Below are 24,495 nucleotides of genomic sequence, written 5' to 3' on the forward strand. Positions count from 1 at the left end.
ACCGGAGGAACCATGCTAAATAGCATAACCAGACGCCCGCGCATTCTGGCGCTGGCAGCAGCGCTTGCGGGCAGCGCCGCACTCGCGGGCTGCATGACCGCAACGCCGTATCAGCCCGCCACCGCCTCGTCGCGGCTGGGCTTCTCCGACGAGCAGATCGAAAGCAATCGTTTCCGCGTCAGCTTCGCGGGCAACAGCCTCACCTCGCGCGAGACGGTCGAGCGCTATCTGCTCTACCGGGCGGCCGAACTCACCGTGCAGCGTGGCTTCGACCATTTCATCCTCGTCACGCGCGACACCGAGACCAAGACAGACACCTATCGCACGCCGGGCGCCTTTTACGGACCCGGCCCGTGGGGCTATTGGAGCCCGTCATGGCGCTTCTATCGCGGCCCGCGTTGGGGCTGGCGCAGCTACGATCCGTTCTGGGACGACCCCTTCTGGCGTGACCGTGACTGGGATTATCGCACCGTCCGCCAATATGAAGCGACGGCCGAGATCGTGACCGGCCGCGGCCCCAAGCCGAGCACCAATGTTCGCGCCTTCGATGCGCGCGAAGTGCTCGACCGCCTCGGCCCCCAGATCAAGATGCCCGAAACGCGCTGATCTAAAAATCCTCCCTCGCGCAAGCGGGGGAGGTGGCATGCGCAGCATGACGGAGGGGGCCTATCCGCGAGCAACTCGCCTGCGGCCAAGCCCCCTCCACCACTTCGTGGTCCCCCTCCCCCGCTAAAGCGAGGGAGGATTTTTTGTGCCTTACGCCGTCAGTGCGCCGTGGCAGTGCTTGTACTTGAGCCCTGATCCGCACGGGCACGGCGCGTTGCGGCTGACCAGTCCTTCCCATTGCGCCGGATCGGTGCCGAGATCCTCGCCCGAAGGCTGGGGGATACCCAGCGGCGGCAGCTGGTTGAACACCAAACCCGCCGCGCCGCCGTCATAATCGCCGGTATTGTCCAGGCCGGTCAGCGGATCGATATGCGTGGTCAGGAAGTCGGGCAGCTCCGGCAGATCCTGCGGCGGCGCCATGCGGAACTGCGCGAAGGCCAGCGTGCGGGTCACGTCCTCGCGGATGTTCGCGAGCATCCGCTCGAACATCGCGAACGCCTCGTGCTTATACTCGTTGATCGGCGTCTTCTGGGCATAGGCACGTAGATGCACGACCTGGCGCAGCGCATCGAGCATCGCGAGATGCTCCTTCCAGTGATGATCAAGATTCTGGAGCAGGATCGATTTCTCGATGCTCGTCCAGGTTTCCGGATCGAGCTCGGCCGCCTTGGAGTTTACGTGCTCGTCGGCCATTTCGCGGATGCGCTCTTCGACCAGTTCGGGCCCGATCGCTTCCTCGGTGCGAATCCACTCGTCGATCGGCGCCTCGATCGCGAGCATCGAGGAGACTTTCTCCTTCAGCCCGGCAACGTCCCACTGCTCGGGATAGCTGTTGGGCGGGCATGCTTCGCCGACGATCGAATTGACCGTCTCGAGCCGCATATCGGTCACCACCTCGCCCACCGTATCGGCATCCATGATGTCGGCGCGCTGCTCGTAGATGACCTTGCGCTGATCGTTCATCACGTCGTCATATTCGACGACCTGCTTGCGGATGTCGTAGTTGCGCGCCTCGACCTTCTTCTGCGCGGTCTCGATCGCCTTGGACAGCCACTTGCTGCCGATCGCCTCGCCGTCTTCGATATTGTTGCGCATCATCTTGGCGAACAAGGTGTTCGAACCGAAGATGCGCAGCAGATCGTCGTCGAGGCTCAGATAGAAGCGGCTGAGGCCGGGATCGCCCTGGCGGCCCGAACGGCCGCGCAGCTGGTTGTCGATGCGGCGGCTTTCGTGGCGCTCGGTGCCGAGCACGAACAGCCCGCCCGCCTCGATCACGCGCGCCTTTTCGGCGGCGATCTCAGCCTTGATCTGCTCGATCGCGGCGTCGCGCTGCGGGCCTTCCTCCATGCCCTCCAGCTCGTCGTGGAGGCGGAATTCGAGGTTGCCGCCCAGCTGAATGTCGGTGCCGCGACCCGCCATGTTGGTCGCGATAGTGACAGCGCCCAGCCGCCCCGCCTGAGCGACGATGCCCGCTTCCAGCTCGTGGTGGCGTGCGTTCAGCACGGCGTGCTCGACGCCTTCCTTCTTGAGGAACTCGGACAGCAATTCGCTCTTCTCGATCGAGACGGTACCGACCAGCACCGGCTGGCCCTTGGCCGAATGTTCGCGGATCTTCTTCGCGATCGCACCGAATTTCTCTTCGGTGGTCTTGTAGAACTCGTCTTCCTCGTCGACCCGGGCGACCGGCAGGTTGGTCGGGATGGTGACGACGTTCATCTTGTAGATGTCGTAGAATTCAGCCGCCTCGGTGGCCGCGGTGCCGGTCATGCCCGCGAGCTTGGGGTACATGCGGAAATAGTTCTGGAAGGTGATCGAGGCGAGCGTCTGGTTCTCGGGCTCGATCTGGACTCCTTCCTTGGCTTCCACTGCCTGGTGCAGGCCGTCGGACCAGCGCCGTCCGTCCATCATGCGGCCGGTAAACTCATCGATGATGATGACCTTGCCTTCCTTCACGATGTAATCGATGTCGCGCTTGAACATTACGTTGGCGCGCAGCGCCTGGTTCAGGTGGTGGACCACCTGGGTGTTCTCGAAATCGTAGAGATTGGCGCCGACGAGCAGCCCGGCATTTTCGAGCATGCGCTCGACCTTCTCGGTGCCGTCCTCGGTCAGCACCACGGTGCGCTGCTTCTCGTCCTTCTCGTAATCGATCGGCACGAGCTGCCGCACGATCGCGTCGACGCCCATATAGAGCTCGCTGCGATCGTCGGTCGGTCCCGAGATGATCAGTGGCGTGCGCGCCTCGTCGATCAGCACCGAATCGACTTCGTCGACGATGGCCATGGAGAAGGGCCGCTGCACCATCGAGGCGCGATCGTACTTCATGTTGTCGCGCAGGTAATCGAAGCCGAACTCGTTGTTCGTGCCGTAGGTGATGTCCGCGGCATAGGCGTCGCGGCGCTCCTGGTCGGTCAGGTTCGGGATGATCACGCCGGTGGTGAGGCCGAGAAAGCCATAGACCTGCGCCATCCACTCGGCGTCGCGCTTGGCGAGATAGTCGTTGACGGTGATGACGTGGACGCCCTCGCCCGGAAGCGCGTTCAGATAGGTCGCCAGCGTGGCGACCAGCGTCTTGCCCTCACCGGTGCGCATCTCGGCGATCTCGCCGCGATGGAGCACGATGCCGCCGATCATCTGGACGTCATAATGCCGCTGGCCGAGCGTGCGCCTGGCCGCCTCGCGCACCGTGGCGAAGGCTTCGGGGAGGATGCTGTCGAGCTTCTCGCCGTTCGCCAGCCGCTCGCGGAAGAGCAAAGTCTGGTTGGCGAGCGCCGCGTCGTCCATCGCCGAAATGGCGGGTTCGAACGCGTTGATCTTCTGGACGATCGCCCCGAGCGATTTGACGTAGCGTTCGTTCGAGGAGCCGAAAAGGGTCTTGGCCAGGCCGCCGAGCATCGTGAATTCCTGTCGTAATATGATGGTGGTCGGGCGAGCGCAGCCGGTCTTCCGGGCGCCCGCGTCATGCGAAAACGAAAAAGGGCGGCCCGCCTCAGCGCGCCGCGCACAGCCTCACTCGAGCCGACGCTCGAAGGGCAGATAGGTTGCGGGAAGCGGTGCGCTTTCACTGTGCGGCCACACCGTCCGCTGCGCCTCGACGCGCCGGGGCGCCGGAACCGCGGGGATCGTCCGCTGCGAGCGGCTCACCGCCGCCTCTGCCGCCTGCGCCGCCTGGACCATTGCCACGCCCTGCACCTGACGCACGACGCGATCGCCCGAACCGTTGCCGGTCAGGCTCGCGAGCAGCGCAGTAAGGAGAAGCAACAGGTTCAATTCGGCTCTCTCAGCAAGAGGCAGCGACATAGTGTGCCGGGTGCCGTTCGTCTAATCAAAATGCTCCGCTTTCCCGACGTTCCGGCTGCGGCAGTTCCGGCCGCGCTGTGGATCAGATACGCAATTCTATAGTGCTTTGCCGTCGCCCACGAAAGTGACGCGGACCATTCGAGTATCGGGCTGCGTGACGAGTCCCTTGCGATACGGCGGCTTCGCAACGTCGCTCCGGGCCTGCTGGCAGGCGATCTCGTCCAACTTGCCGTTTCCGCTGCTCCCCTCGATTGAACACTCCGCAACCTTGTTGTCGTGGTCGAAGCGGACGCGGATCGAGGCGGGCTGCTTATAGTCGGCCGGAAGTCTGTTCAACGAAACCGTCAGGTCCACGACCGACGCCATTTCGTTCGCCAGCCGAACATAATCCTGCTTCGATCCCGGCAGGAGCCAGGAGAAGCGGCTCTGGAATCTAGCCGCGATGGGCTCGCCCGCTGCGCCGCGCGCGGCTTTGAAACGCGCACGCTTCATCAGAACCGCGCAGGCCTGCTGATCGAGCCGCCAGAATCCCGAAGAGACGAGAATCCGGCAGGCCGTCAGATCCCCTCGCGGATCGATCTCGAGGCGGAACTCGACGATGCCGAATTCCTTGTTCTTCAGCGAAGCCGCTGGATAATCGTCGTCGGTGAGCCATGTCGCCGGCGGTGTCCGTGGCGTCAGCGGACGCATCTTTTCGGGAACCTCAGGTACCGACTGTAACGTCACGATGGCGAGCGTCGCCAAAATCATTGATCTTTCCCCCAGCTTGCACGAAGCAGCCGCACCCTATCAGCAGGCTGTTTCATGTCCACCGAACGCTCTCCCCTCGCCCCTGCCGCCTTCCCCGATCTGCCCGCCATCTCCGGCGTCACGCCGCGGATCGCCCGCGCGCGCTACAAAACGTGGGATCGCTGCGACCTGACCTTTATCACGCTCGACGAAGGCACCAGTGTTGCCGGCGTGCTCACCCGGAGCCGCTGCCCCTCGCCCGAGGTTGAATGGTGCCGCAAGACGCTGGTGCTGGGACAGGCACGTGCGCTGGTGGTGAATGCCGGCAACTCGAATGCCTTCACCGGCGATCGCGGCCGCGCTGCGGTCGAGAACCTCGCCGCGCGCACCGCGCAGCATCTCGGTTGCGATCCCTCGGACGTGTTCCTCGCTTCTACCGGGGTGATCGGCGTGCCGCTGCCGATCGACAAGAGCGAGGCCGGCCTCGCCGCCGCCTTCAATGCCGAGCCGTGCAGTTGGGAGGCCGCCGCCGAGACGATCATGACCACCGACACCTTCGCCAAGGCGGCAGTGACCAGCGCGGTGATCGACGGGCGCACGGTCAATCTGGTCGGCATCATCAAGGGCTCGGGGATGATCGCGCCCGACATGGCGACGATGCTCGGCTTCGTCTTCACCGATGCCACCGTCGCGCCCGAGTTTCTGCAGCGCGCGCTAAATGACGCGAATACCCGGACCTTCTCCTGCATCACGGTCGACGGCGACACCTCGACCAGCGACACGATCCTCGCTTTCGCCACCGGCAAGGCCGGCAACGCGCCCCTCGCGGACGACGATTCCCCCGGCGCCGACGCCTTCCGTGCCGCGCTCGCCGATCTCTGCCATCAACTCGCCTTGCTCGTCGTCCGCGACGGCGAAGGTGCGCAGAAATTGATCGAGATCACCGTCGAGGGGGCAGAATCCGACCGCAGCGCCCACCGCATCGCCATGTCGATCGCCAATTCGCCGCTGGTGAAGACGGCGATCGCCGGCGAGGACGCCAATTGGGGCCGCGTCGTCATGGCGGTGGGCAAGGCCGGCGAGCCCGCCGAGCGCGACAGGCTCGCGATCCGCTTCGGCGCCACGCAAGTCGCGCGCGACGGGCTGGCGGTCGCGGGATATGACGAGGCCCCGGTCGCCGCGCACCTCAAGGGGCAAGAGATCGAGATCGGCGTCGATCTCGGCCTCGGCGAGGGCCGCGCCACCGTGTGGACCTGCGATTTGACGCACGGCTATATCTCGATCAACGCCGACTACAGGAGTTGACGCGATGGAAGGCGGATGTCTCTGCGGGGCGGTACGCTACCAGCTCAAATCGGAGCCTTTCGACGGCGGCTGGTGCCATTGCCGCACCTGCCAACTCAATTCCGGCAGCCCAGCCATGGCCTTCGCCACCGTGCCGGTCGGCGATTTCGTCTTCACGCAAGGGTCCGAGCTGGTCGGCAAAGTCGCGTCGAGCGATTTCGGGCATCGCCGCTTCTGCACCCGCTGCGGCACGCCCTTCCTGATGCAGGTCGATCACCAGCCCGAGACCGTCGACTTCAGCATCGCGACGCTCGACGCGCCGGACGCGGTGGTCCCGGGCTTCCACATCTTCTATGCCAGCCGCATCGGCTGGGCGGAGGCAGGCGACGACCTCCCCCGCCATGATCGATTCCGCCCGGACACGCGCGGGCTCTAGAGCTCAAATCTCCCCGGTCAGGGTCAGGGTCAGCACGCGCTTGTTGTTGGTCGTGAAGAGGCCGGCGTTGCTCGCATTCCATACGAACTTGTCGAACAGATTGGTCACCCGCGCGCGCACCGTCAGCGGCGTGCCGTCAATCTCGAAGCGATGGCGCAGCCCGGCCTGGAAGGTCGCATAGCTCGGCAGCACCGCGCTGTTGGCGCGATTGGCATAGCGTTCGCCGCGGAAAGTGACACCGCCGTCGAGCGTCAGTCCCTCGATCCCCGGTACCCGCCAGGTCAGGTTGGCGAGCGCGATCTTGTCAGGTCGGCCGATCGGGTGCGCGCCGATCGCGCCGCTGTCGACCAGCTCGCCGCTGATCTCCGCGTCGAGATAGGTCGCGCCCAGCACTGCGCTCAGCCGATCGGTGATCGGCCCGGCCAGCGAAAGCTCGACGCCGCGGTGCCGCACCTCGCCGACATAGCCGTAGATGCCGTCGGCGGTGAGCCCCGGCAGCGGCTTGGAAATGTCGAACAGCCCTGCGATCAGCGAGGGCCCGCCCGGGACCACATATTTGGCCCCCAGCTCCGCCTGGCGCGAGATCGCCGCGGGGAGCACCTCGCCGCGATTGACGGCATTGCCCGGCGCCACGCCCGCTTCCTCGAGTCCGCGCGCATAGCTCGCGAATGCCGTCAGCTGCGAGGTGATCCCGCCGGTGACCGAGCCGCTGTAGAGCCACGGCCGCGTCGTCACGCGCCGCTCGGTGCCGTCGAGCGCGCGCACCGTCTTGGTATATTCGGCGCGCTGGATGTCGGCGCGCAGCTCGGCGGCGCTGCCGATCGACAGGCGATAGCCGAGTCCGCCTGCCCACTGATCCACCTTGTCGCGTTTGCGCCGCGGATCGATTTCGAAATCGGGGCGCGGTATCGCCACCGGCGCATCGGCATCGGGATGGAGGACGGTCGGCAGCGCGGTCCCCGGCCCGGTCCGCGCGCGGCTGTCGCGAAGCCGCGCCATTGCGATCACGCGGTGGTTCAGCGCGCCGGTAGTGAAGCTCTTCGCCGCAATGACTTCGCCCGAGATCGACTGGAAGCGCTCGTCGCCGAACGCCTGCGAGGTCGCCTCGGCCGGCCCGCCGTCCGCCGGGAAGCGGACCAGATTGAAATAGGTCCGCTGATCGTCGACTCGCGACAGGAAGCCCGATGCGCCGAACCGCCAGCCGCTTCCTGCCTCCACATCGGCGATCAGCCCGGCCTGCGTCGTCTCGGTGCGCTGCTCCATCCAGGGCTGCGAGCGTTCGGGGCCGCGCACCACTTCCGGCGGCGGCATATTGTCCGCCGTCGCGAATACCGTATCGCCCCCGCGTTCGTACCAGGTCCGGCCGTAGATCGCGGTGAGCTTCACGCCCGGCAGCGGCGACCAGCGCGGGACGATTCCCGCCGCGAACAAATCGCCGCCGGTGCCATCGGTATAGTCCTGCAGGAAATTGAGCCTGACATTTCCGACGATCCCGAGGCGCCCGTCCGGCGTCGCGGTGGCGAAGCGCGCGTCGAATACGGGCCCCGCGCCACCCAGCCAGCCAACCTCGATCCGTCCTTGCGTGCCCGGCGAGGCATCGGGCAGGTCATATTGCACCACCCCAGAGGGCGCGGCGAAGTCGGTGCGCAGGCCGTTTGCGCCCACCCGGATCGCGGTCCCGTCGATCAGCGTCAGCGGCAGCCCGGTCGCGCGGACGAAATAATGGTCCTCGATCCGGTAATTGCCGGCGCTCTGCAGATCGAAGCCGCGCACTTCGGCCTCGCTGTAGAGCCCCACGTCCTCGACTCCCACGCGGCGCCCGAACGCATCGTCGGCGGCGCGGACGACGTCGCGGCCCTGCGGCGCCGGAGCCTGCTGGGCAACAGCCTGGGGAGCAGCGAGCAAAGACAGACAGAGAGAAATACGCATCGTCTACGGTCCTTTTCGTTCGCCCCTCGGCCGACCGGATGCCGCCGGTCGCGGGCTCTCCGGGAGCGAATTGGGACGAACGTCACGCAGGCGTGACGAACGGATGTTCGCGCGCGCGCATGCACGCGCTATCGTGCGCGCATGGCGACGAGGCCCCGTGAGTCGATTTCTGACCTTCGTATCTCCGGCAGCGGCGCGGCCGTGCTGGCCGGTCTGGCTTTCCTGCTCGGCTATGGCGTGCGCGGCGGCGATGGCGCGCCCGCACCGCGCCCGAGCGTGCCCAATCCCGAGGGCGATTTCACGGTCACGCTGATCTGGGGCGCGCTGATCACCCTCGGATGGGTATTCCGCGACCGGCTCCGCGAGATGATGCTGGCCCCTCAGCGCTCGCGTCTGTTGCTGGTCGCGCTCGCCTTCGTGCCCGTGGCGATCGTCGATGCGCTTTCGACCCAGATCCTCGTCGCACCGGCCGATCCGGGCTGCGGGACTCCGCCCGGCCCGGACTTCTCCGGGTTCCTGCCGCGCGTGGCGATGCTCGGCACCACGATACTGCTGGTGCTGCTGGCATGGGAGCAGCATCTCGCGCGGCTGGCGCGCGCACCGCGGTTCGAGCCATCGTTCACCTCGCACGCACCGGCCGCACCCGGCGAATGGCTCGATTTCCCCGAATCGCCTTTGCTCCGCGTTCGCGCCGACGATGTCGTGCTGATCCGCTCGGCGGGCAATTACAGCGAGATCGTCGCGCACGGCCGCGCGCATCTCGTCCGCGCGACGCTCAGCGAATTGGCCGATCGCCTCGCCCCGCAAGGCTTTGTCCGCGTCCACCGCCAGACGGTGATCAACGCCCGCAATGTCCGTCAGGTCTCCCGCGACGGCACCGGCCGCGCGCTGATCCACCTCGCCTGCGGCAACACCGTGCCGGTCGGCCGTCGCTACATGGACGCGATCGACGCGCTGACGCGCAAGACCTAGGCGGCCAATGCCGACAAATCGGCGCGCGTGTTGATGTTGACCAGCGCCAGCCCCGCATCGGACACACGGACCGCGCCGCTATGCGCAATCCAGCCGCCGATCGCGCGATGGCCCCGCTCCAGATGCGCATCGAGCGCCGGCCCGAGCCGAGCCGGCCAGAAGCCGATCGCATGCTGCGACGCCAGCACCCGCGCCTCACTTCCCTCGAGCATGGCCCGCAGGTTGCTCGGCAAAGGATGGACATCGACGGGCACGCACAGCACGGCATCGAACCCTGGGTAATGCAGCGCCGCGTTGAGCCCGCCCAGCGGCCCCGCATCGGCGACGGGCCGATCCGGCAGCGACACGAGCCCCGGCCATTCCCGCCCGCAGACGACCAGATCGTCCACCTGGCCTCGCAGCGCCTCGACGCAATGCGCCATCAGGCACTGTCCCTCATACTGCGCCAGCGCCTTGTCGGTGCCGAACCGCCGCGACTTGCCGCCGGCGAGGATCGCGCCGAGCACGCGCATCAGCGGTGCGCCTGCGCCGCGATCCGCGCGATCTCGGCCGCATCGTTCTGGCGGACCGCTTCACCGACCAGGATCAAGGTCGGCTTGTTTTCGGCCACCGTCTGCACCGCCAGCGGCAGCAGATCGAGCCGCGTGCGCAGGCAGCGCTCGGTGGCCAGGCTGACGTCGCAGGCGATCAGCACCGGCGTCTTCGGATCGAGCCCGTGCGCGATCAGGTTGCGGCTGATATCGTTCGCCGCCGATCGCCCCATGTAGAAGGCAGTGGTGCAGGCCGGATCGGCGAGCTGCGCCCAGTCGAGATCGAGCGGCTCGCCGGCGCGGGCGTGCGCCGTGACGAACTGCACGCGCCGCGCCAGTCCGCGCAGCGACAGCGAGATGCCTGCCGAGGCCGCCGCCGCGCTCGCCGCGGTGACCCCGGGGCAAATCCGCGCGCGCACGCCGATTTCGGCCAGCGCCGCCACTTCCTCCATCGAACGTCCGAACATCGACGGATCGCCGCCCTTCAGCCGCACCACGCGCTCGCCCGCCAGCGCCGCCTCGACGAGCAATGCGTCGATCGTGCCCTGATCCTTCGAATGCCGCCCCGATCTTTTGCCCACCGGCACCTTGCGCACATGATCGGGGATCAGCGCCAGCACGCCCTCGCCCACCAGTGCGTCGTAGAACACCACGCTCGCCGCGCGCAGCAGCCGTTCGGCCTTGCGCGTGAGCAGATCGGGATCGCCCGGCCCCGCGCCGACCAGCCAGACCTCACCCAGCCCGATGCCATCCTCATGCATTGGCGACGCTCCTGTTCTGCTCGATCAACCGGCGGATCGCCGGGCGGCACGAGCCGCAATTGGTGCCGGCCGAAAGCGCCGCGCCGACGGCCTCGACGCTGGTAAGCTGCTGGCTGGCGACGGCGCTGACGATCGTCTTGAGCCCAACGTCGAAGCACAGGCAGACGATCGGTCCGCGATCCTCGCGCGCGCCCGGCGGTGCGCCCGCCAGCACGGCGGGGCTCGCCGCCTCGCCGATCTGCGCGATCAGCCACTCGCGCGACGGCAGCAGCCCCTCGCGGGTGACGAACAGCGCCGCGGCAAGCTTGCCATCCTTCAGCACCGCCACGCGTCGCGAGCCGCGCGCACGATCCACTGCTTCCACACGCTCGCCCTTGGGCAGCAGCGCGTCGAGCTGCGCCGGATCGCCCTGACCCGCGAGCTCGTACAGCACGCCGCCGGCGACCTGCACCCGCGTCGCCCACAGGCAATCGGGCTGCTTCACTTCGCCTGTCGCGAGCAGGAAGCCGCGCCATTCGGTCGCCACCGGCGCGATCGCGGCCGGAGTGGACTTGAACCCGGGCTGCCCCGAATGCGGATCGACCAGCGGCCGCGGCAGCAACCCGGTGCGCCCGCCGCTCGAATGCTGATCGGTCCAGTGGATCGGCACGAACAACTCACCACGGCGCTGGCCGGTGCTGAGCGTGACGCGGAACACGCTGTCGCCCTGCGGCGTCGATACGCGGGCGAAGCCGCGCTCGGCGAGGCCCAGCTCCGCGGCATCGTCGGGATGCACTTCGACCAGCGGCTCGTCGCGGTGCCGCGCGAGCTTCGGGCTCAGCCCGGTGCGCGTCATTGTATGCCAATGATCGCGATAGCGCCCGGTGTTGAGCGTCAGCGGCCATTTGGCGAGCGGATCCTGCAGAGCCATCTGCTGCACCGGAACCAGCCGCGCCTTTCCGTCCGGAGTGGGGAAGCGCCCGTCGGCGAAGACATCGCCGCCCCAGCGAAAGGGTTTGAGCGCGTCATAGGCGTGGTTGCCGATCGCCACATGCTCGCGCAACTCGAACAGCCGCGCCCCGTCATTCTGATAGGCCGAAAGCCGGGCATGCTCGCGGAAGATCTCGGCGGGGCGATCATAGGGAAAGGCCGTGCGCCACCCCATCCGCCGCGCGACCTGCGTGACGATCCACCAGTCCGGCTTCGCCTCGCCGGGCAAGTCGAGCACCGTACGCTGGCGGCTGATCCGCCGCTCCGAATTGGTCACCGTCCCGTCCTTCTCGCCCCAGGCGGCGGCAGGCAGGCGGACATGCGCGAATTTGCTCGTATCGGTCTCGGCGATCACATCGGAAACCACGACGAACGGGCACGTCGCCAGTGCCTCGCGCACGCGGCCCGCGTCGGGCATCGATACCGCGGGGTTGGTCGCCATCACCCAAAGCGCCTTGATCCGTCCCTCGCCCACGGCGCGAAACAGATCGACTGCCTTGAGTCCGGGCTTGCACGCCATATTGGGAGCAGCCCAGAAGCGTCCGACGCGCGCGACATCGTCCGGTGCGAAACCCATATGCGCCGCCAGTGTCGAGGCGAGCCCGCCGACCTCGCGCCCACCCATCGCATTGGGCTGGCCGGTGATCGAGAAGGGCGCCGCGCCCGGCTTGCCGATCCGCCCGGTCGCGAGATGCAGGTTGACGATCGCATTGACCTGATCGGTGCCGCGCAGCGACTGGTTCACACCCTGGCTGAACAGAGTGATCGTGCGCGGATGCGCGGCGAACAATTCGAAGAAGCGCCTGAGGTCGGCAGGCGGCAAGTCACAGGCCTTCGCCACCGACCACAGGTCGCTCCCCTCTCCAACCTTGTCCCAGAAATCGTCGGGTACGCTGACGCTGCGGGACAGGTAGGTCTCGTCGATCAATCCGTTGGTGCGGCAATGCGCGAGCAGGCCGTTCATCAGCGCGACGTCGCTGCCCGGCTTGATCGGCAGATGCAGATCGGCCTCGTCGGCGGTCTCGGTCCGCCGCGGATCGATCACCACCAGCTTCGCCCCGGCGTCGCAACGCGCGCGGATGCGCTGATAGACCACCGGATGGCACCAGGCGGTGTTCGACCCGACCAGCACGAACAGATCGGCCGCGTCGAAATCGTCATAGCTCGCCGGCACCACATCCTCGCCGAATGCGCGCGTGTGGCCGGCGACTGCGCTCGACATGCACAGCCGCGAATTGGTGTCGATGTTCGCCGAGCCGATGAAGCCCTTCATCAGCTTGTTGGCGACGTAATAATCCTCGGTGAGCAACTGGCCCGAGACGTAGAATGCGACGCTGTCGGGCCCGTGCTCGGCGATCGTCTGGCGGAAGCGCTTCGCGACCAGATCGAGTGCCTTGTCCCAGCTTGCCCGGCGATTGCCGATCATCGGGTGGAGCAGCCGGCCCTCGAGGCCGACCGTCTCGCCTAGATGCGTGCCCTTGGAACAGAGCCGGCCATGATTGGCGGGATGCTCGGGGTCGCCCTTGATCTCGACCGAACGCGCGCCGGTGCGCGTCGCGAGAATGCCGCAGCCGACGCCGCAATAAGCGCAGGTGGTGCGGATGCTCATAGATCCTCCCCGGCACGGGGAGGGGGACCGCTCGCGCAGCGAGTGGTGGAGGGGGAGCGCCGCGAGCAATTCGCCATGAGGAGAGCCCCCTCCACCAGCCTGCGGCTGGTCCCCCTCCCCGTGCCGGGGAGGATCGGGAGCACTCCCCTCACGCCGCCGCCTTCATCGCACCAGCACGGCAGATCAGCACGCGCCCAGCGTTGATCTTGACCGGGATCACCGGCGTACAGCCCTTGTCGTTGCCCTGCGCCTCGCCGGTCTTTAGCGCGATGTTCCAGTTATGCAACGGGCAGGCCACGCTGTGTCCGTGGACGATGCCCTGGCTCAAAGGTCCGCCCTTGTGCGGGCAGCGATTGACCAGTGCGAAGACCTGATTGTCGCCGGTGCGGAACACGGCAATCTCCTCGCCGCCGTCCACCGGCACGGTGCGGCTGCCGCGCACCGGGATTTCGTTCAGCCAGCCGATGTCGAGCCATTCGCCGATCATGCGATTTCCTCCAGACGGGGTTTGAATGCAGCCATATGCGCATGCTGCTCGCGCGCCTCGCCGGAGGCGCGTTCGGCCCAGGGATCGTCCTGGCTGAAGGTCTGCGAGTACCAGAAGCGCGCGGCGAGCGCGTCGCGGAGTTCCGCGTCCTCGACGATGCGGTCCTTGACGTATTGCAGCCCGACCCGCTCGATCCACGGCGCGGTGCGCTCGAGATAGCGCGCCTCCTCGCGGTAGAGCTGCACGAAGGCGGCGGCATAATGCATCGCCTCCTCCTCGGTCGCGACTTTCACCAGCAGGTCGGTCGCGCGGACATGGATGCCGCCGTTTCCGCCGACATGGAGCTCGTAACCCGAATCGACGCAGACCACGCCGAAGTCCTTGATCGTCGCCTCGGCGCAATTCCGCGGACAGCCCGACACCGCCATCTTGAACTTGTGCGGCATCCAACTGCCCCAGAAGCCGCGTTCGAGCTTGACGCCCAGCCCGGTCGAATCCTGCGTGCCGAAGCGGCACCATTCGGAGCCGACACAGGTCTTCACGGTGCGGAGCGCCTTGCCGTACGCATGGCCCGAGACCATTCCGGCGGCGTTGAGATCGGCCCAGACCGCGGGCAGATCCTCCTTCTTGATCCCGAAGATGTCGAGCCGCTGGCCGCCGGTGACCTTGACCATCGGCGCGTTGTACTTCTCGACCACGTCGGCGATCGCGCGCAGCTCGGTGGGGTTGGTCAGCCCGCCCCACATCCGCGGGACGACGGAATAGGTGCCGTCCTTCTGGATGTTGGCGTGCATGCGCTCGTTCACGAAGCGGCTCTGCTGGTCGTCGACATATTCGCCCGGCAATGCGCAGAGCAGGTAGTAATTGAGCGCGGGGCGGCACGAGGAGCAGCCGTCGGGCGTCGACCAGTGCAGCATCTGCATCACTTCGGGGATCGAGCGCATCCCCTGCGCGACGATCTCGCGGCGGACGTCGTCATGGCCGAAGCTGGTGCATTTGCACATCGTCTTCGGGCCGGCCTGGACTTCGTCCCCCAGCGTGAGCGCGAGGAGGTTCTCGACCAGCCCGGTGCACGAGCCGCAGCTTGCCGAGGCCTTGCAGCCGGTGCGCACCGCATCGAGGCTGCACGCGCCCTTTTCGATGCAGGCGACGACCTGCCCCTTGGAGACGCCGTTGCAGCCGCAGATCTCGGCATCGTCCGAGAGCGCCGCAACGGCCGCCTTAGGGTCCGCGGCGCCCCCTCCCTGGGCGAAGGCCTGGCCGAAGATCAGCACGTCGCGGAGTTGGGAAACGTCTTCCTGCTTCTTGAGCAGATCGAAATACCAGCTGCCATCGCCGGTATCGCCGTAGAGCACCGCGCCGACGATACGATCGTCCTTGACCACCACGCGCTTGTAGACGCCGCGGCTGGCGTCGCGCAGGACGATGTCCTCGGCGCCGTCGCCGCCCGAGAAATCGCCCGCCGAGAAGACGTCGATCCCCGAGACCTTGAGCTTGGTCGAGGTGACCGAGCCCTTGTAGCCGCTATGCTTCTCGACCAGCCCGTCGGCGAGCGCACGGCACATTTCCCAGAGCGGCGCGACGAGGCCGTAGACCTGCCCCGCATGCTCGACGCATTCGCCGACCGCGAGCACGTTGGCGTCGCTGGTCACCATGTGATCGTCGACCTGGATGCCGCGGCCGACCGCGAGGCCGGCGTCGCGGGCCAGCGCCGTGTTGGGGCGGATGCCCACTGCCATCACCACGAGGCTGGCGGGGATCACCCGGCCGTCCTTGAGCTTGACGCCCTCGACTGCATCGGTGCCCAGGATCTCGGCGGTGTCGGCGCCGGTGAGGATCGTCTGGCCGCGCGCCTCGAGCGCGGACTTGAGCAGCCAGCCCGCCGCTTCGTCGAGCTGACGCTCCATCAAGGTCGGCATCAGATGGAGCACGGTGACCTTCATGCCGCGCAGGCTGAGCCCGTGCGCCGCCTCGAGCCCGAGCAGCCCGCCGCCGATCACCACCGCGTCGCCGCCCTTGTCAGCTGCTGCGAGCATCGCGTCGACGTCGCTCATGTCGCGGAAGCTGATCACGCCGGGCAGGTCCTTGCCGGGCACCGGGATGATGAAGGGATCCGACCCGGTCGCGATCAGCAACTTGTCGTAGCCGAGCGTGCGGCCGCTCCGCGAGGTGACCGTCCTGCCCATGCGGTCGATCGCCGTCACGGGATCGCTGGAGATCAGCTCGATGCCGTTGTCGCGGTACCAGTCATGGCCGTTGATCACGATCTCGTCGAAGGTCTTCTCGCCCGCGAGCACCGGCGAGAGCATGATCCGGTTGTAGTTCACGTGCGGCTCGGCGCCGAAGATCGTCACGCGGTAACGGTTCGGATCGCGCGCCAACAATTCCTCGACCGCACGACATCCCGCCATGCCGTTGCCGACCACCACGAGATGCTCGCGGCGCACGGGCACGTCCGGTGCCCCTTCCGCCGCCTCGCCGGTCCATCCTTCGCCAATCAGCTCCATGCTCAAGCTCCAGAACGCAAAAAAGCCGCCATGCGGGCCGTCGGAGAGTTCCGACGCCTGCATGGCGGCCTTGCCAATTCACCCTGACCGGCAGCTGCCGATCGATGCACCACCGGTTCCCGACCTTGGGAGCGGCAGCTATGTCTCGTTCGGGCGTCCTTGCCCGATCGGCACCATGATGCTGATTCGCGCCGACTTGTTCAAGTGCGAATTTTGCATTGCAGCATTAAAGCGCCCAATCGAGCTGCAGCCACAGCTTCCTGGTGTCGGTAGCGAACAGGTCCGCATTGTAATCGGCGTAGCGCACCGACAGCGTCGTCTTGCCCAATTTGCCGCTGGCGAGCAGATCGAGTTCGTCGCCATAATGGCGCACCAGCCGGTCGCTTTCGAAGCGGTGATAGACCGCCTGCAGCGACACGCCCTTGAACGGCCCCGCGGCCTTCCAGCCATAGCCGAGGCTGCCATAGAGATCGCGCACCCCGTCCGGTGGCGTGGTCAGCAATTTGTCCGCCCAGCCCTGAAACTTGAAATTGGTGCCGAGCGGGAACTGGAAGGAAGTCAGCGCCACGCCCTTGTCGGCGCCGAGCACTTCATAGCCGGCGCCCAGCTTGACCCCCGACACCTCGAGCCCGGCATCGAGCAGGTAATAGTCCGCCCGATAGTCGTTGGGATTGCGGCCATATTCGGACTGGGTAGCATAGCTCGCCTGGTACGAGAGCTTCGCCGCCGCCGACAGCTTCTGCGCGCCCGCCAGCCGTACGCCATAGCTCTGGCTCGACAGCCGATAGGCCTGCACCGCGGCCTCGTCCTGATCGATCAGATAGGCGAAGCCGGTGAGCGTCCCGACCGGCGTCGCGTACGACAAATTGGCGAAGACATTGTCGCCCCCGATCCCCGGTTGCCGCGCGCCGGTGCCTTCGACGCCCCAGATCGTCCGCACGTCCCAGGCATAGCTGACATCGGCCTTGAGCCCCTTGAGCGGCGTGAGCTCGACGCGCACCGCATCGAAGGTCTGGGCGTTCTGGCGAAAGGGGCCGTTTCCGACGAAGCGTTCGTCGTCGAGCGCGATCCGCTGCCTTCCCGCCGTGACCGCGAACGCCTTGGTCTTGTACTGAAGCTGGGCCCGGTAGAGCGCGATGTTCTCCGGATCCGCCACCAGCGGCCGCGTCGCGGCGCCGTGGAGCCCGTCATAATAATCGTCGATCACCGCCATCGTGCCCTGCGCCTCGACCAAAGCGGTCCACGGCCCGGTGGAGGCTTGCACGCCCGCGCGCACCCGCACCGTCAGCGCTTCGGAATCCTCGGCCAGCCCGTCCTGCTCGACATGCTCGTAGCGGGCGCGCGCCTCTACGAGCGGCTTGATCTCCTGGGCACAAGCGGGCCCCGCGACGGCCAGTCCGGCCGCCGTCAACACTATCGATCGCATGGTAATTCCCCTTTGGCGGGACGGGCGCACGGCCCGCTCCCGACCAGTTCAGATACGCGCGCCGCTGGTCCAGGTCGAGCGCCAGCGCGCCTTGACCAGGATCAGCCCGGCGAATGCGACGAGCGCCAGCCCCGCGAAGATCAGGAACCCCGCCGAGAAGCTGCCGGTGAGCTGCTTGGCGAAACCCAGCGACGAGGCGAGGTAGAAGCCGCCGATCCCGCCGGCCATGCCGACCAGTCCGGTCATCACGCCGATCTCGGCCTGGAAGCGCTGCGGCACGAGCTGGAACACCGATCCGTTGCCGGTGCCGAGCGCGAGCATGGCAAGGACGAAGAGCGCCAATGCGCTCGCCACTGTCGGTGCCGCGCTCACTCCAGCCAATGCCAGCGCCGCCACCACGAACACGCCCGACAGCGCCTTCACGCCGCCGATCCGGTCGGCCAGCGCGCCGCCCAGCGGCCGCACCAGCGATCCGGCGAAGACGCAGGCCGCAGTGCAATAGCCGGCAGTGATCGTGCTCAGCCCGAACCGATCAGTGAAGTAGATCGGCAGCGACGCCGCCAGCCCGACGAACCCGCCGAAGGTGACTGCGTAGAAGGCCATCAGCCACCATGCGTCGGGCAGCTTGAGCGGCTGGAAATAGGCCGCCAAATTCTTGGGCGCGGGCGCGTTGGGCGCGTCCTTCGCCATGAACATGTACGCGACGAGGACGATCGCCAGCGGAATGCAGGCCAGCCCCAGCACCGAATTCCACCCGAAGAGCTTGGCGAGCGTCGGCGCGAACAAGGCTGCGAGCACGGTGCCCGAATTGCCCATACCGGCTAGGCCCATCGCCTTGCCCTGATGCTCGGGCGGATACCAGCGGCTGGCCAGCGGCAGCGCGACCGCGAAGCTCGCCCCGGCAAAGCCGAGGATCACACCAAGCGCCAACGTGCCGGCGAAGCTGTTCACGCCCATCACCCAGGCCGTGAACAGCCCGACGATGACGATGACCTGGCTGATCGCGCCGGCGCGCTTGGGTCCGATCCGGTCGACCAGCAGCCCGTTGACGACGCGCAGCAGCGCCCCCGCCAGGGTCGGCGTGGCGACCATCAGGCCCTTTTGCGCCGCGGTCAGCTGCAATGTCTTGGCGATCTCGGGCGCGAGCGGCCCGAGCAGCACCCAGACCATGAACGCCAGATCGAAATAAAGGAACGCCGCGATCAATGTCGGCGTGTGTCCCGATTGCCAGAAGCTCGATTTGGCACGCGCCGGCGCCGGATCCACGTCCGCGCCGCCTCCCGCATAATCGAAACCTTCGCGCATCAGTTCTGCAATCTTCATCGCCCGAACTCCCCAAATGCCCTTTCGGGCACGAAAAAAGCCGCCTCCGGCTTCCTGCGCATGCAGGGACCGGACAGCGGCTTTGCTGATAGGATCATTGGAAAGGCCGTCCCGGCGCTGGGTGGCCTTCCGTGGACGCGCTACGTCGCGCGTTGGTTCATAGCTTCATCATTCAGAAACATTTCGCAAGTGCAAAAAAATTATCTGTGATTACCGCGCAAGTGCAGCAAGATATCCACCGATATCATCCGGATCGAACACTGCGCCGTCGAAGAATCGGTCGGGACCCAGGGTCAGCGCACCCCGATGGGCGCCCACCGGCAGCGGCGCCGTGAGCGCGCCTTCCACCTTCATGCTCGCCCCCGGCATGGGCAATCCTGCCCCGCCCAGGGCGCGACGGTAGATATCTGGCCGGAATACGTCCGCGGCCTGGCGCTCGGTCACGGCCTCCGGCTTGACCATCCCCCAGCGCACGAGCTGCGAATAGATCCACAGCGCCTGGCTCCGCCACGGAAAGCCGGCGGCCTCGCGGTGAAACAACAGGAAGTCGGGGATTTCGACCGGCGCATTGCCGCAGCGCAGCACAAACCGACCGCTCAGCGCAGTCATGATCCATTCGGCCGGCTGCCCGACATGCTCCGGCCGCTCGAGCAATTGCGCCAGTTCCTCGCGATTCGCCGGATCGTCGCACCACGCCGCCGCCTGCGACACCGCGACGAGCAAGCGGTCGACCGTCTCGGCATTGGCTTCCATCCAGTCGGTGCGCATCGCGAGCACCTTCTCGACGCCGCGTCGCCAGATATTGACGCCGGTGGCAATGATTTCGCCCAGCCCCTCGGCCACCGCGACGCTGTTCCACGGCTCGCCCGCGATGAAGCCGTCGATCTCGCCCAGCCGCAGCGCCTCGACCATGAACGATGGCGGCAATACGCGCATGTTGACGTCGCGATCGGGATCGACCCCGGCATAAGCGAGCCAATAGCGCAGCATCAGCGCGTGGCTGGAAAAACGATGGACCACGCCGATCACCGGCTTGCGTCGGTAAAGTCCGATCGCGTTGGCGAAGTCGTGCGCCGTTGCCACCGGATCCGCCACGCGGGTGGCGGGATCGGGATCGAGTGCCAGCGCGAATTCGGTGGTCATCACCAGCGCGTTGCCGTTGACGTTGAGCTTGAACGGCGCCGAGATCGCCGCGGGGTGCTGGCTGAGGCCGAGATTCACCGCGATGGCGAGCGGCGCGAGCATGTGCGCCGCCTGCACCTGCCCATAGACCAACCGGTCGCGCAGCGTCGCCCAGGAGGTCGTGCGCACCAGGCTCAGGTCGATCCCCTGCGCCTCGGCGAAACCCTTTGCACAGGCCGCGACCAGCGGAGCGCTGTCGGTGAGCGGGAGGAAGGCAATCGATAGCGGCGTCATGGCTGCCCCCCGAGCAGGCTGTGGGCGGTAATCAGCGCCTCTGCCACGTCGGCGATACGCTTGTTCTGGTTCATCGCGGTCGAGCGCAGCAGCGCATAGGCGTCGGGCTCGGCGAGCCCGCGCGTCTGCATCAATATCGCCTTGGCGCGATCGATCGTCTTGCGATCGGCGAGTGCCGTCCGCGCCTCGTCGAGTTCGCTCTGCATCCGTGCGAAGGCATTGAACCGCCGGATCGCGAGATCGAGGATCGGCTTCACCCGGTCTTTCCGGAGCCCGTCGACGACATAGGCCGAGACCCCGGCATCGATCGCCGCGCCGATCATCGCATCGTCGGACTGGTCGACGAACATCGCGATCGGCCGGGCCAACGCACGGCTGACCGCCAGCATCTCCTCCAGCGTGTCGCGGCTGGGACTTCCGAGATCCATCAGCACCACGTCGGGCGCCATCCGCTCGATCTTGGCGACGAACGCGCCCTGCGGCGGCACGACATGGATATCGTCATAACCCGCGTCCCGCAGCCCCTCTTCGAGCACGGTCGCGCGCAAGCCGCTGTCGTCGACGATCACGATCCGCAAGGATGCACTTTCCCAAGAGCCGCGCGCCTAATGCAGGCGCGCGGCGACGCCGGTCAATCGTCGATCGAGCGCTTGTGAGTCTCGGGGAGCAGGAAGAGGCCCACCAACAGCGTCACGATCGCCGCGATCACAGGATACCAGAGACCGTAGTAAATGTCCCCGGTGGCCGCGACCATCGCGAAGGCCGTCGCCGGCAGGAAGCCGCCGAACCAGCCATTGCCGATATGGTAAGGCAGCGACATCGACGTGTAGCGGATGCGGCTCGGGAAAAGCTCGACCAGCATCGCCGCGATCGGGCCATAGACCATCGTCACCAGCAGGACGAGCGCAGTGAGCACCGCGACGACCATCGGCTTGTTGATCGCGGCGGGATCGGCCTTGGCCGGATAGCCGGCTTCTGCCAGCGCCGCCTTGGCCGCATCCTGGAAATCCGCGATGCCGATCGTCGCCACCGCGCCTTCGGTCAGCACTTCCTTGCGCGGATCATAAGCGGGGATCCGCTGCGCGCCGATCTGGACCACTGCCGTCGTACCCGCCGGGGCCTCGATATTGCGATAGCCGATGCCCTGCTTGGCGAGGAACGTCTTGGCGATGTCGCAGCTCGAGCGATCGAACTTGTTCCTGCCGATCGGATCGAACTGGAACGAGCATTCGGCGGGATCGGCGGTGACGGTGACGGGCGCGTCGCGCTGCGCATGCGCCAGCGCCGGGTTCGCGGCTTCGGTGAGCAGCCCAAACAGCGGGAAATAGCTTGCCGCTGCGATCGCGCAGCCGGCGAGGATGATCGGCTTGCGGCCGATCCGGTCGCTCAGCCAGCCGAAGAACACGAAGAACGGCGTGCCGATCGCCAGCGCGATCGCGATCAGGATGTTCGTCGTCCAGCCATCGACCTTGAGCGTCTTCTCGAGGAAGAACAAAGCGTAGAACTGGCCGGTGTACCAGACCACCGCCTGCCCCACGACGGCGCCGAACAGGGCGATCAGCACGAGGCGCAGGTTGCTCCAGCGCCCGAACGCTTCGGTCAGCGGCGCCTTGGAGGTGGTGCCCTCGTCCTTCATCTTCTTGAACACCGGGCTCTCGTTGAGCTGGAGCCGGATCCACATGGAGACGCCGAGCAGCACGATCGAGATCAGGAACGGCACGCGCCAGCCCCAGTCGGCGAACGCCGCCTCGCCGATGATCCAGCGGGTACCGATCACGATGAGCAAGGCCGCGAACAGGCCCAGCGTGGCGGTGGTCTGGATCCAGCTGGTATAGAGTCCTCGCTTGTCGTTGGGGGCATGCTCGGCGACATAGGTCGCGGCACCGCCATATTCGCCGCCGAGCGCGAGGCCCTGTGCCAGCCGGAGCACGATCAGGATCACCGGCGCGGCGACGCCGATCGACGCGTAGCTCGGCAGCAGGCCGACGGTGAAGGTCGAAAGGCCCATGATCGCCATGGTGACGAGGAAGGTGTTCTTCCGGCCGACGAGGTCGCCGATTCGGCCGAACACGAGCGCGCCGAACGGACGCACCGCGAAGCCCGCGGCGAAGGCGGCAAGCGCGAAGATGAAGCCGGTGGTCTCGTTCACGCCCGAGAAGAACTTGGCCGAGATGATCGTCGCGAGCAGCCCGTAGAGGTAGAAATCATACCATTCGAAGACCGTGCCCAGCGACGATGCCGCGATCACCAGTTTCTCGTTCTGCGTCGCCTGGTGGTGGTCGGGCTGCCCCGCTGCTTCGGCCATGAATCGCTCCCCTTCGTTGTTATCGATACCCAAACCACATGCAGACGCTGCTGCAAACCCCTCGCTTCACAGCGGCGGCGCATCGGCCTAAGCAGCGCTCCATGATCGACCGTTTCTTCCTCTCTCACCCGCGCAGCGTCGGCGAGAGCTATGGCGAGCACGCCGCCACCGCGTCGCGCTTCGGCTTCAGCATGATCGTCGGGGGAGCAGCCTGCGTTGTGCACGCGATCCTGCCCTTCCTGTTCGCCCGCACCGCGAGCGACACGGTGAAGAAACTCTACACCCAGATGAAGGCGCGCCAGCCCGCTTTCTCGAAGGAGCGCCCGGCGTTCCAGCAGCCCGAGTGGCAGATCGAATACGAAATCTAGCCGCGTGATCGACGCACGAAATCAATCCTCCCCCGCTTCGCGAGGGAGGACTTTGGGATGATCGAGCACGTCGCCATCATCGGCGCGGGGTTCTCGGGCACGCTGCAGGCGATCAACCTGCTCCGCCACGAAGGCCCGCGTGCCACGCTGATCGAACGCGCGCCGGTGGCGGGCACCGGCCTCGCTTATGGCGCGGCGCATCCGAGCCACGTCCTCAACGTCCGCGCCGCCAATATGAGCGCCTTTCCGGACGATCCCGCGCATTTCGTCCGCTGGCTGGAGGCGCGCGGGGTGCAGGATGCGCCTGCCGCGTTCATCCCGCGCGTCACTTATGGCGAATATCTGCGCGAGCTGCTCGAGGCGGCGCTCAAGGATCCGAGCGGGCGGCTCACGCTGCTACGCGACGAAGTCCAGGACGTGCGGCTCGACGGCGGCGTAAGGGTCGAATTGCGCGGCCGCATGCTCGATGCCGACGCCGCGGTGCTCGCCGTCGGCAATTTGCCGCCGCACGATCCGCCCGGGCTCGACCCCGACAAGCTCTCGGTCGAGCGCTACAAGGGCGATCCCTGGGCCGCAAGCGTACCCGAGGACCTCTCGGACGCCGATACCGTGCTGATCATCGGCACCGGCCTGACCATGATCGACGTCGTGCTGCTGCTCGATGCGCGCGGCTTTCGCGGCAAGATCGTCGCGCTGTCGCGCCGCGGGCTGCTCCCGCGCCCGCATGGTCCCGGCAGCGACTGGCAGAAGATCGACGAGCGCCCGGCCACCACTGCCTCGCGCCTGCTCCAGACGGTGCGCAGCCGCGGCGAGGCGATCGGCTGGCGCAACGCCGTGGATGAACTCCGCCCCTTCACCCAGGCGATGTGGGGCAATGCCAGTGAGGCCGAGCGCGCCCGCTTCCTGCGTCATCTCCGCCCGTGGTGGGACGTCCATCGCCATCGCCTCGCGCCCGAAGTCTATGCCCGTCTGATGGCAGTGATCGAGCGCGGCCAGCTCGAAGTGATCGCCGGCAAGACCATGGGCTTCGACGAGCGCGCCGACGGCATAGCAATCCAGCTCCGCCGCCGCGGCGCGGATACGGTCGAGACCCTGCTCGCCCAGCGCATCGTCAATTGCACGGGCCCACTGGGTGACCTCGCCCGCACCGAGGAGCCGCTGCTCCAGAAGCTCGCCGCGCGAGGGCTGATCCGCCCCGACGCGGCGCATCTCGGCATCGACGTCGACAATCAGGGCCAGACGATCAACGCCGACGGGACGGCGAACCCCGATCTCTACGCGCTCGGCCCGATGACGCGCGGCGCCTTCTGGGAGATCGTCGCGGTACCCGACATCCGCAACCAGACCTGGAATGTCGCCCGCCGGCTTTCCAACGCGCACTGGGTCGGCGGCGAAGGGCTGTAGCACCGCGTCACCCCGGCGAAAGCCGGGGTCTCGTGCCGTAGGCCGTTCGCTCGCGGCCTGAGATCCCGGCATTCGCCGGGATGACGGTAGATGGTATCAATTGACACTATCTGACCGGAAGCGTATTTCCGCGC

At 66.9% G+C, this 24,495-nt stretch carries 20 protein-coding genes; 6 read left to right on the forward strand and 14 right to left on the reverse strand.

All coding sequences use genetic code 11. The annotated features are described in order from the left end of the window. The first annotated feature begins 12 nt into the window (after nucleotides 1-12). Nucleotides 13-606 carry a CC0125/CC1285 family lipoprotein gene (locus ASE13_RS08660; RefSeq protein WP_056613536.1) on the forward strand — a complete coding sequence of 198 codons (594 nt, stop codon included), beginning with the start codon at nucleotides 13-15 and terminating at the stop codon, nucleotides 604-606. A 150-nt stretch (nucleotides 607-756) separates the two neighbouring features. Here the strand turns inward: ASE13_RS08660 and secA are convergent, their stop codons facing one another. The 3 genes from secA to ASE13_RS08675 form a co-directional block, all read right to left on the reverse strand. Then, nucleotides 757-3,501, reverse strand: a complete 2,745-nt coding sequence (secA, locus tag ASE13_RS08665; RefSeq protein ID WP_056613538.1) for a preprotein translocase subunit SecA — start codon at nucleotides 3,499-3,501, stop codon at nucleotides 757-759. Between the two features lie 114 nt (nucleotides 3,502-3,615). Next, nucleotides 3,616-3,876, reverse strand: coding sequence for a hypothetical protein (locus tag ASE13_RS08670; RefSeq protein WP_056613540.1), 261 nt, complete (start codon nucleotides 3,874-3,876; stop codon nucleotides 3,616-3,618). 126 nt (nucleotides 3,877-4,002) lie between these two features. Further along, nucleotides 4,003-4,656: an energy transducer TonB gene (locus ASE13_RS08675; RefSeq protein WP_082596459.1), complete on the reverse strand. Its 654-nt coding sequence runs from the start codon at nucleotides 4,654-4,656 to the stop codon at nucleotides 4,003-4,005. Between the two features lie 54 nt (nucleotides 4,657-4,710). Between ASE13_RS08675 and argJ the strand changes: the two genes are divergently transcribed. Beyond that, nucleotides 4,711-5,940, forward strand: coding sequence for a bifunctional glutamate N-acetyltransferase/amino-acid acetyltransferase ArgJ (gene argJ, locus ASE13_RS08680; RefSeq protein WP_056613543.1), 1,230 nt, complete (start codon nucleotides 4,711-4,713; stop codon nucleotides 5,938-5,940). Nucleotides 5,941-5,944: 4 nt separating this feature from the next. After that, complete coding sequence (locus ASE13_RS08685) at nucleotides 5,945-6,355, forward strand: GFA family protein (RefSeq protein ID WP_056613545.1); 411 nt, start codon at nucleotides 5,945-5,947, stop codon at nucleotides 6,353-6,355. A gap of 3 nt (nucleotides 6,356-6,358) precedes the next feature. Here ASE13_RS08685 and ASE13_RS08690 read toward each other — a convergent pair whose 3' ends face one another. Further along, complete coding sequence (locus tag ASE13_RS08690) at nucleotides 6,359-8,284, reverse strand: TonB-dependent receptor (RefSeq protein WP_082596460.1); 1,926 nt, start codon at nucleotides 8,282-8,284, stop codon at nucleotides 6,359-6,361. 141 nt (nucleotides 8,285-8,425) lie between these two features. Here ASE13_RS08690 and ASE13_RS08695 point away from each other — a divergent pair, with 141 nt between their 5' ends. Then, nucleotides 8,426-9,256 (forward strand): LytTR family DNA-binding domain-containing protein, encoded by an 831-nt coding sequence (locus tag ASE13_RS08695; RefSeq protein ID WP_082596462.1) that lies wholly within the window; start codon nucleotides 8,426-8,428, stop codon nucleotides 9,254-9,256. Here the strand turns inward: ASE13_RS08695 and ASE13_RS08700 are convergent. The 10 genes from ASE13_RS08700 to ASE13_RS08745 all read right to left on the reverse strand — a co-directional run bounded on the left by ASE13_RS08700 (nucleotide 9,253) and on the right by ASE13_RS08745 (nucleotide 22,589). Then, nucleotides 9,253-9,768, reverse strand: coding sequence for a molybdenum cofactor guanylyltransferase (locus ASE13_RS08700; RefSeq protein WP_056613550.1), 516 nt, complete (start codon nucleotides 9,766-9,768; stop codon nucleotides 9,253-9,255). The two genes, ASE13_RS08695 and ASE13_RS08700, sit on opposite strands and share 4 nt — an antisense overlap. Beyond that, on the reverse strand, nucleotides 9,768-10,547 hold the full coding sequence (gene cobA / locus ASE13_RS08705; RefSeq protein WP_056613553.1) for a uroporphyrinogen-III C-methyltransferase: 780 nt from the start codon (nucleotides 10,545-10,547) through the stop codon (nucleotides 9,768-9,770). Before cobA ends, ASE13_RS08700 begins: the two co-directional genes overlap by 1 nt. After that, nucleotides 10,540-13,125 carry a nitrate reductase gene (locus ASE13_RS08710; RefSeq protein WP_056613556.1) on the reverse strand — a complete coding sequence of 862 codons (2,586 nt, stop codon included), beginning with the start codon at nucleotides 13,123-13,125 and terminating at the stop codon, nucleotides 10,540-10,542. The genes cobA and ASE13_RS08710 overlap by 8 nt, the downstream gene beginning before the upstream one ends. A 148-nt stretch (nucleotides 13,126-13,273) precedes the next feature. After that, on the reverse strand, nucleotides 13,274-13,612 hold the full coding sequence (nirD, locus tag ASE13_RS08715; RefSeq protein WP_200955598.1) for a nitrite reductase small subunit NirD: 339 nt from the start codon (nucleotides 13,610-13,612) through the stop codon (nucleotides 13,274-13,276). Then, the gene (nirB, locus tag ASE13_RS08720) at nucleotides 13,609-16,119 is read right to left on the reverse strand and encodes a nitrite reductase large subunit NirB (RefSeq protein ID WP_056614983.1); all 2,511 of its coding nucleotides are present in this window, start codon (nucleotides 16,117-16,119) and stop codon (nucleotides 13,609-13,611) included. Before nirB ends, nirD begins: the two co-directional genes overlap by 4 nt. A 226-nt stretch (nucleotides 16,120-16,345) precedes the next feature. After that, the gene (locus tag ASE13_RS08725) at nucleotides 16,346-17,545 is read right to left on the reverse strand and encodes an alginate export family protein (protein ID WP_056613558.1); all 1,200 of its coding nucleotides are present in this window, start codon (nucleotides 17,543-17,545) and stop codon (nucleotides 16,346-16,348) included. A 48-nt stretch (nucleotides 17,546-17,593) separates the two neighbouring features. Beyond that, a complete protein-coding gene (locus ASE13_RS08730) occupies nucleotides 17,594-18,850 on the reverse strand; it encodes an MFS transporter (protein WP_082596650.1) in 1,257 nt (418 codons plus the stop codon). A gap of 228 nt (nucleotides 18,851-19,078) precedes the next feature. Next, entirely contained in the window at nucleotides 19,079-20,284 is a 1,206-nt protein-coding gene (locus ASE13_RS08735) for a CmpA/NrtA family ABC transporter substrate-binding protein (protein ID WP_056613560.1), read from the reverse strand. After that, nucleotides 20,281-20,862 carry an ANTAR domain-containing response regulator gene (locus tag ASE13_RS08740; RefSeq protein ID WP_056613562.1) on the reverse strand — a complete coding sequence of 194 codons (582 nt, stop codon included), beginning with the start codon at nucleotides 20,860-20,862 and terminating at the stop codon, nucleotides 20,281-20,283. The genes ASE13_RS08735 and ASE13_RS08740 overlap by 4 nt, the downstream gene beginning before the upstream one ends. Nucleotides 20,863-20,915: 53 nt before the next feature. Continuing rightward, complete coding sequence (locus tag ASE13_RS08745) at nucleotides 20,916-22,589, reverse strand: MFS transporter (RefSeq protein ID WP_056614988.1); 1,674 nt, start codon at nucleotides 22,587-22,589, stop codon at nucleotides 20,916-20,918. A gap of 38 nt (nucleotides 22,590-22,627) precedes the next feature. Between ASE13_RS08745 and ASE13_RS08750 the strand changes: the two genes are divergently transcribed. Together ASE13_RS08750 and ASE13_RS08755 are read left to right on the forward strand one after the other, a co-directional pair. After that, nucleotides 22,628-22,957, forward strand: a complete 330-nt coding sequence (locus tag ASE13_RS08750; protein WP_321164335.1) for a DUF6356 family protein — start codon at nucleotides 22,628-22,630, stop codon at nucleotides 22,955-22,957. A 57-nt stretch (nucleotides 22,958-23,014) separates the two neighbouring features. Further along, nucleotides 23,015-24,361, forward strand: a complete 1,347-nt coding sequence (locus ASE13_RS08755; RefSeq protein WP_056613565.1) for an FAD/NAD(P)-binding protein — start codon at nucleotides 23,015-23,017, stop codon at nucleotides 24,359-24,361. Nucleotides 24,362-24,495: the final 134 nt, after the last annotated feature.

This window comes from Sphingomonas sp. Root241, assembly GCF_001428865.1.
In the GTDB taxonomy this organism is placed as follows: Bacteria; Pseudomonadota; Alphaproteobacteria; order Sphingomonadales; family Sphingomonadaceae; genus Sphingomonas.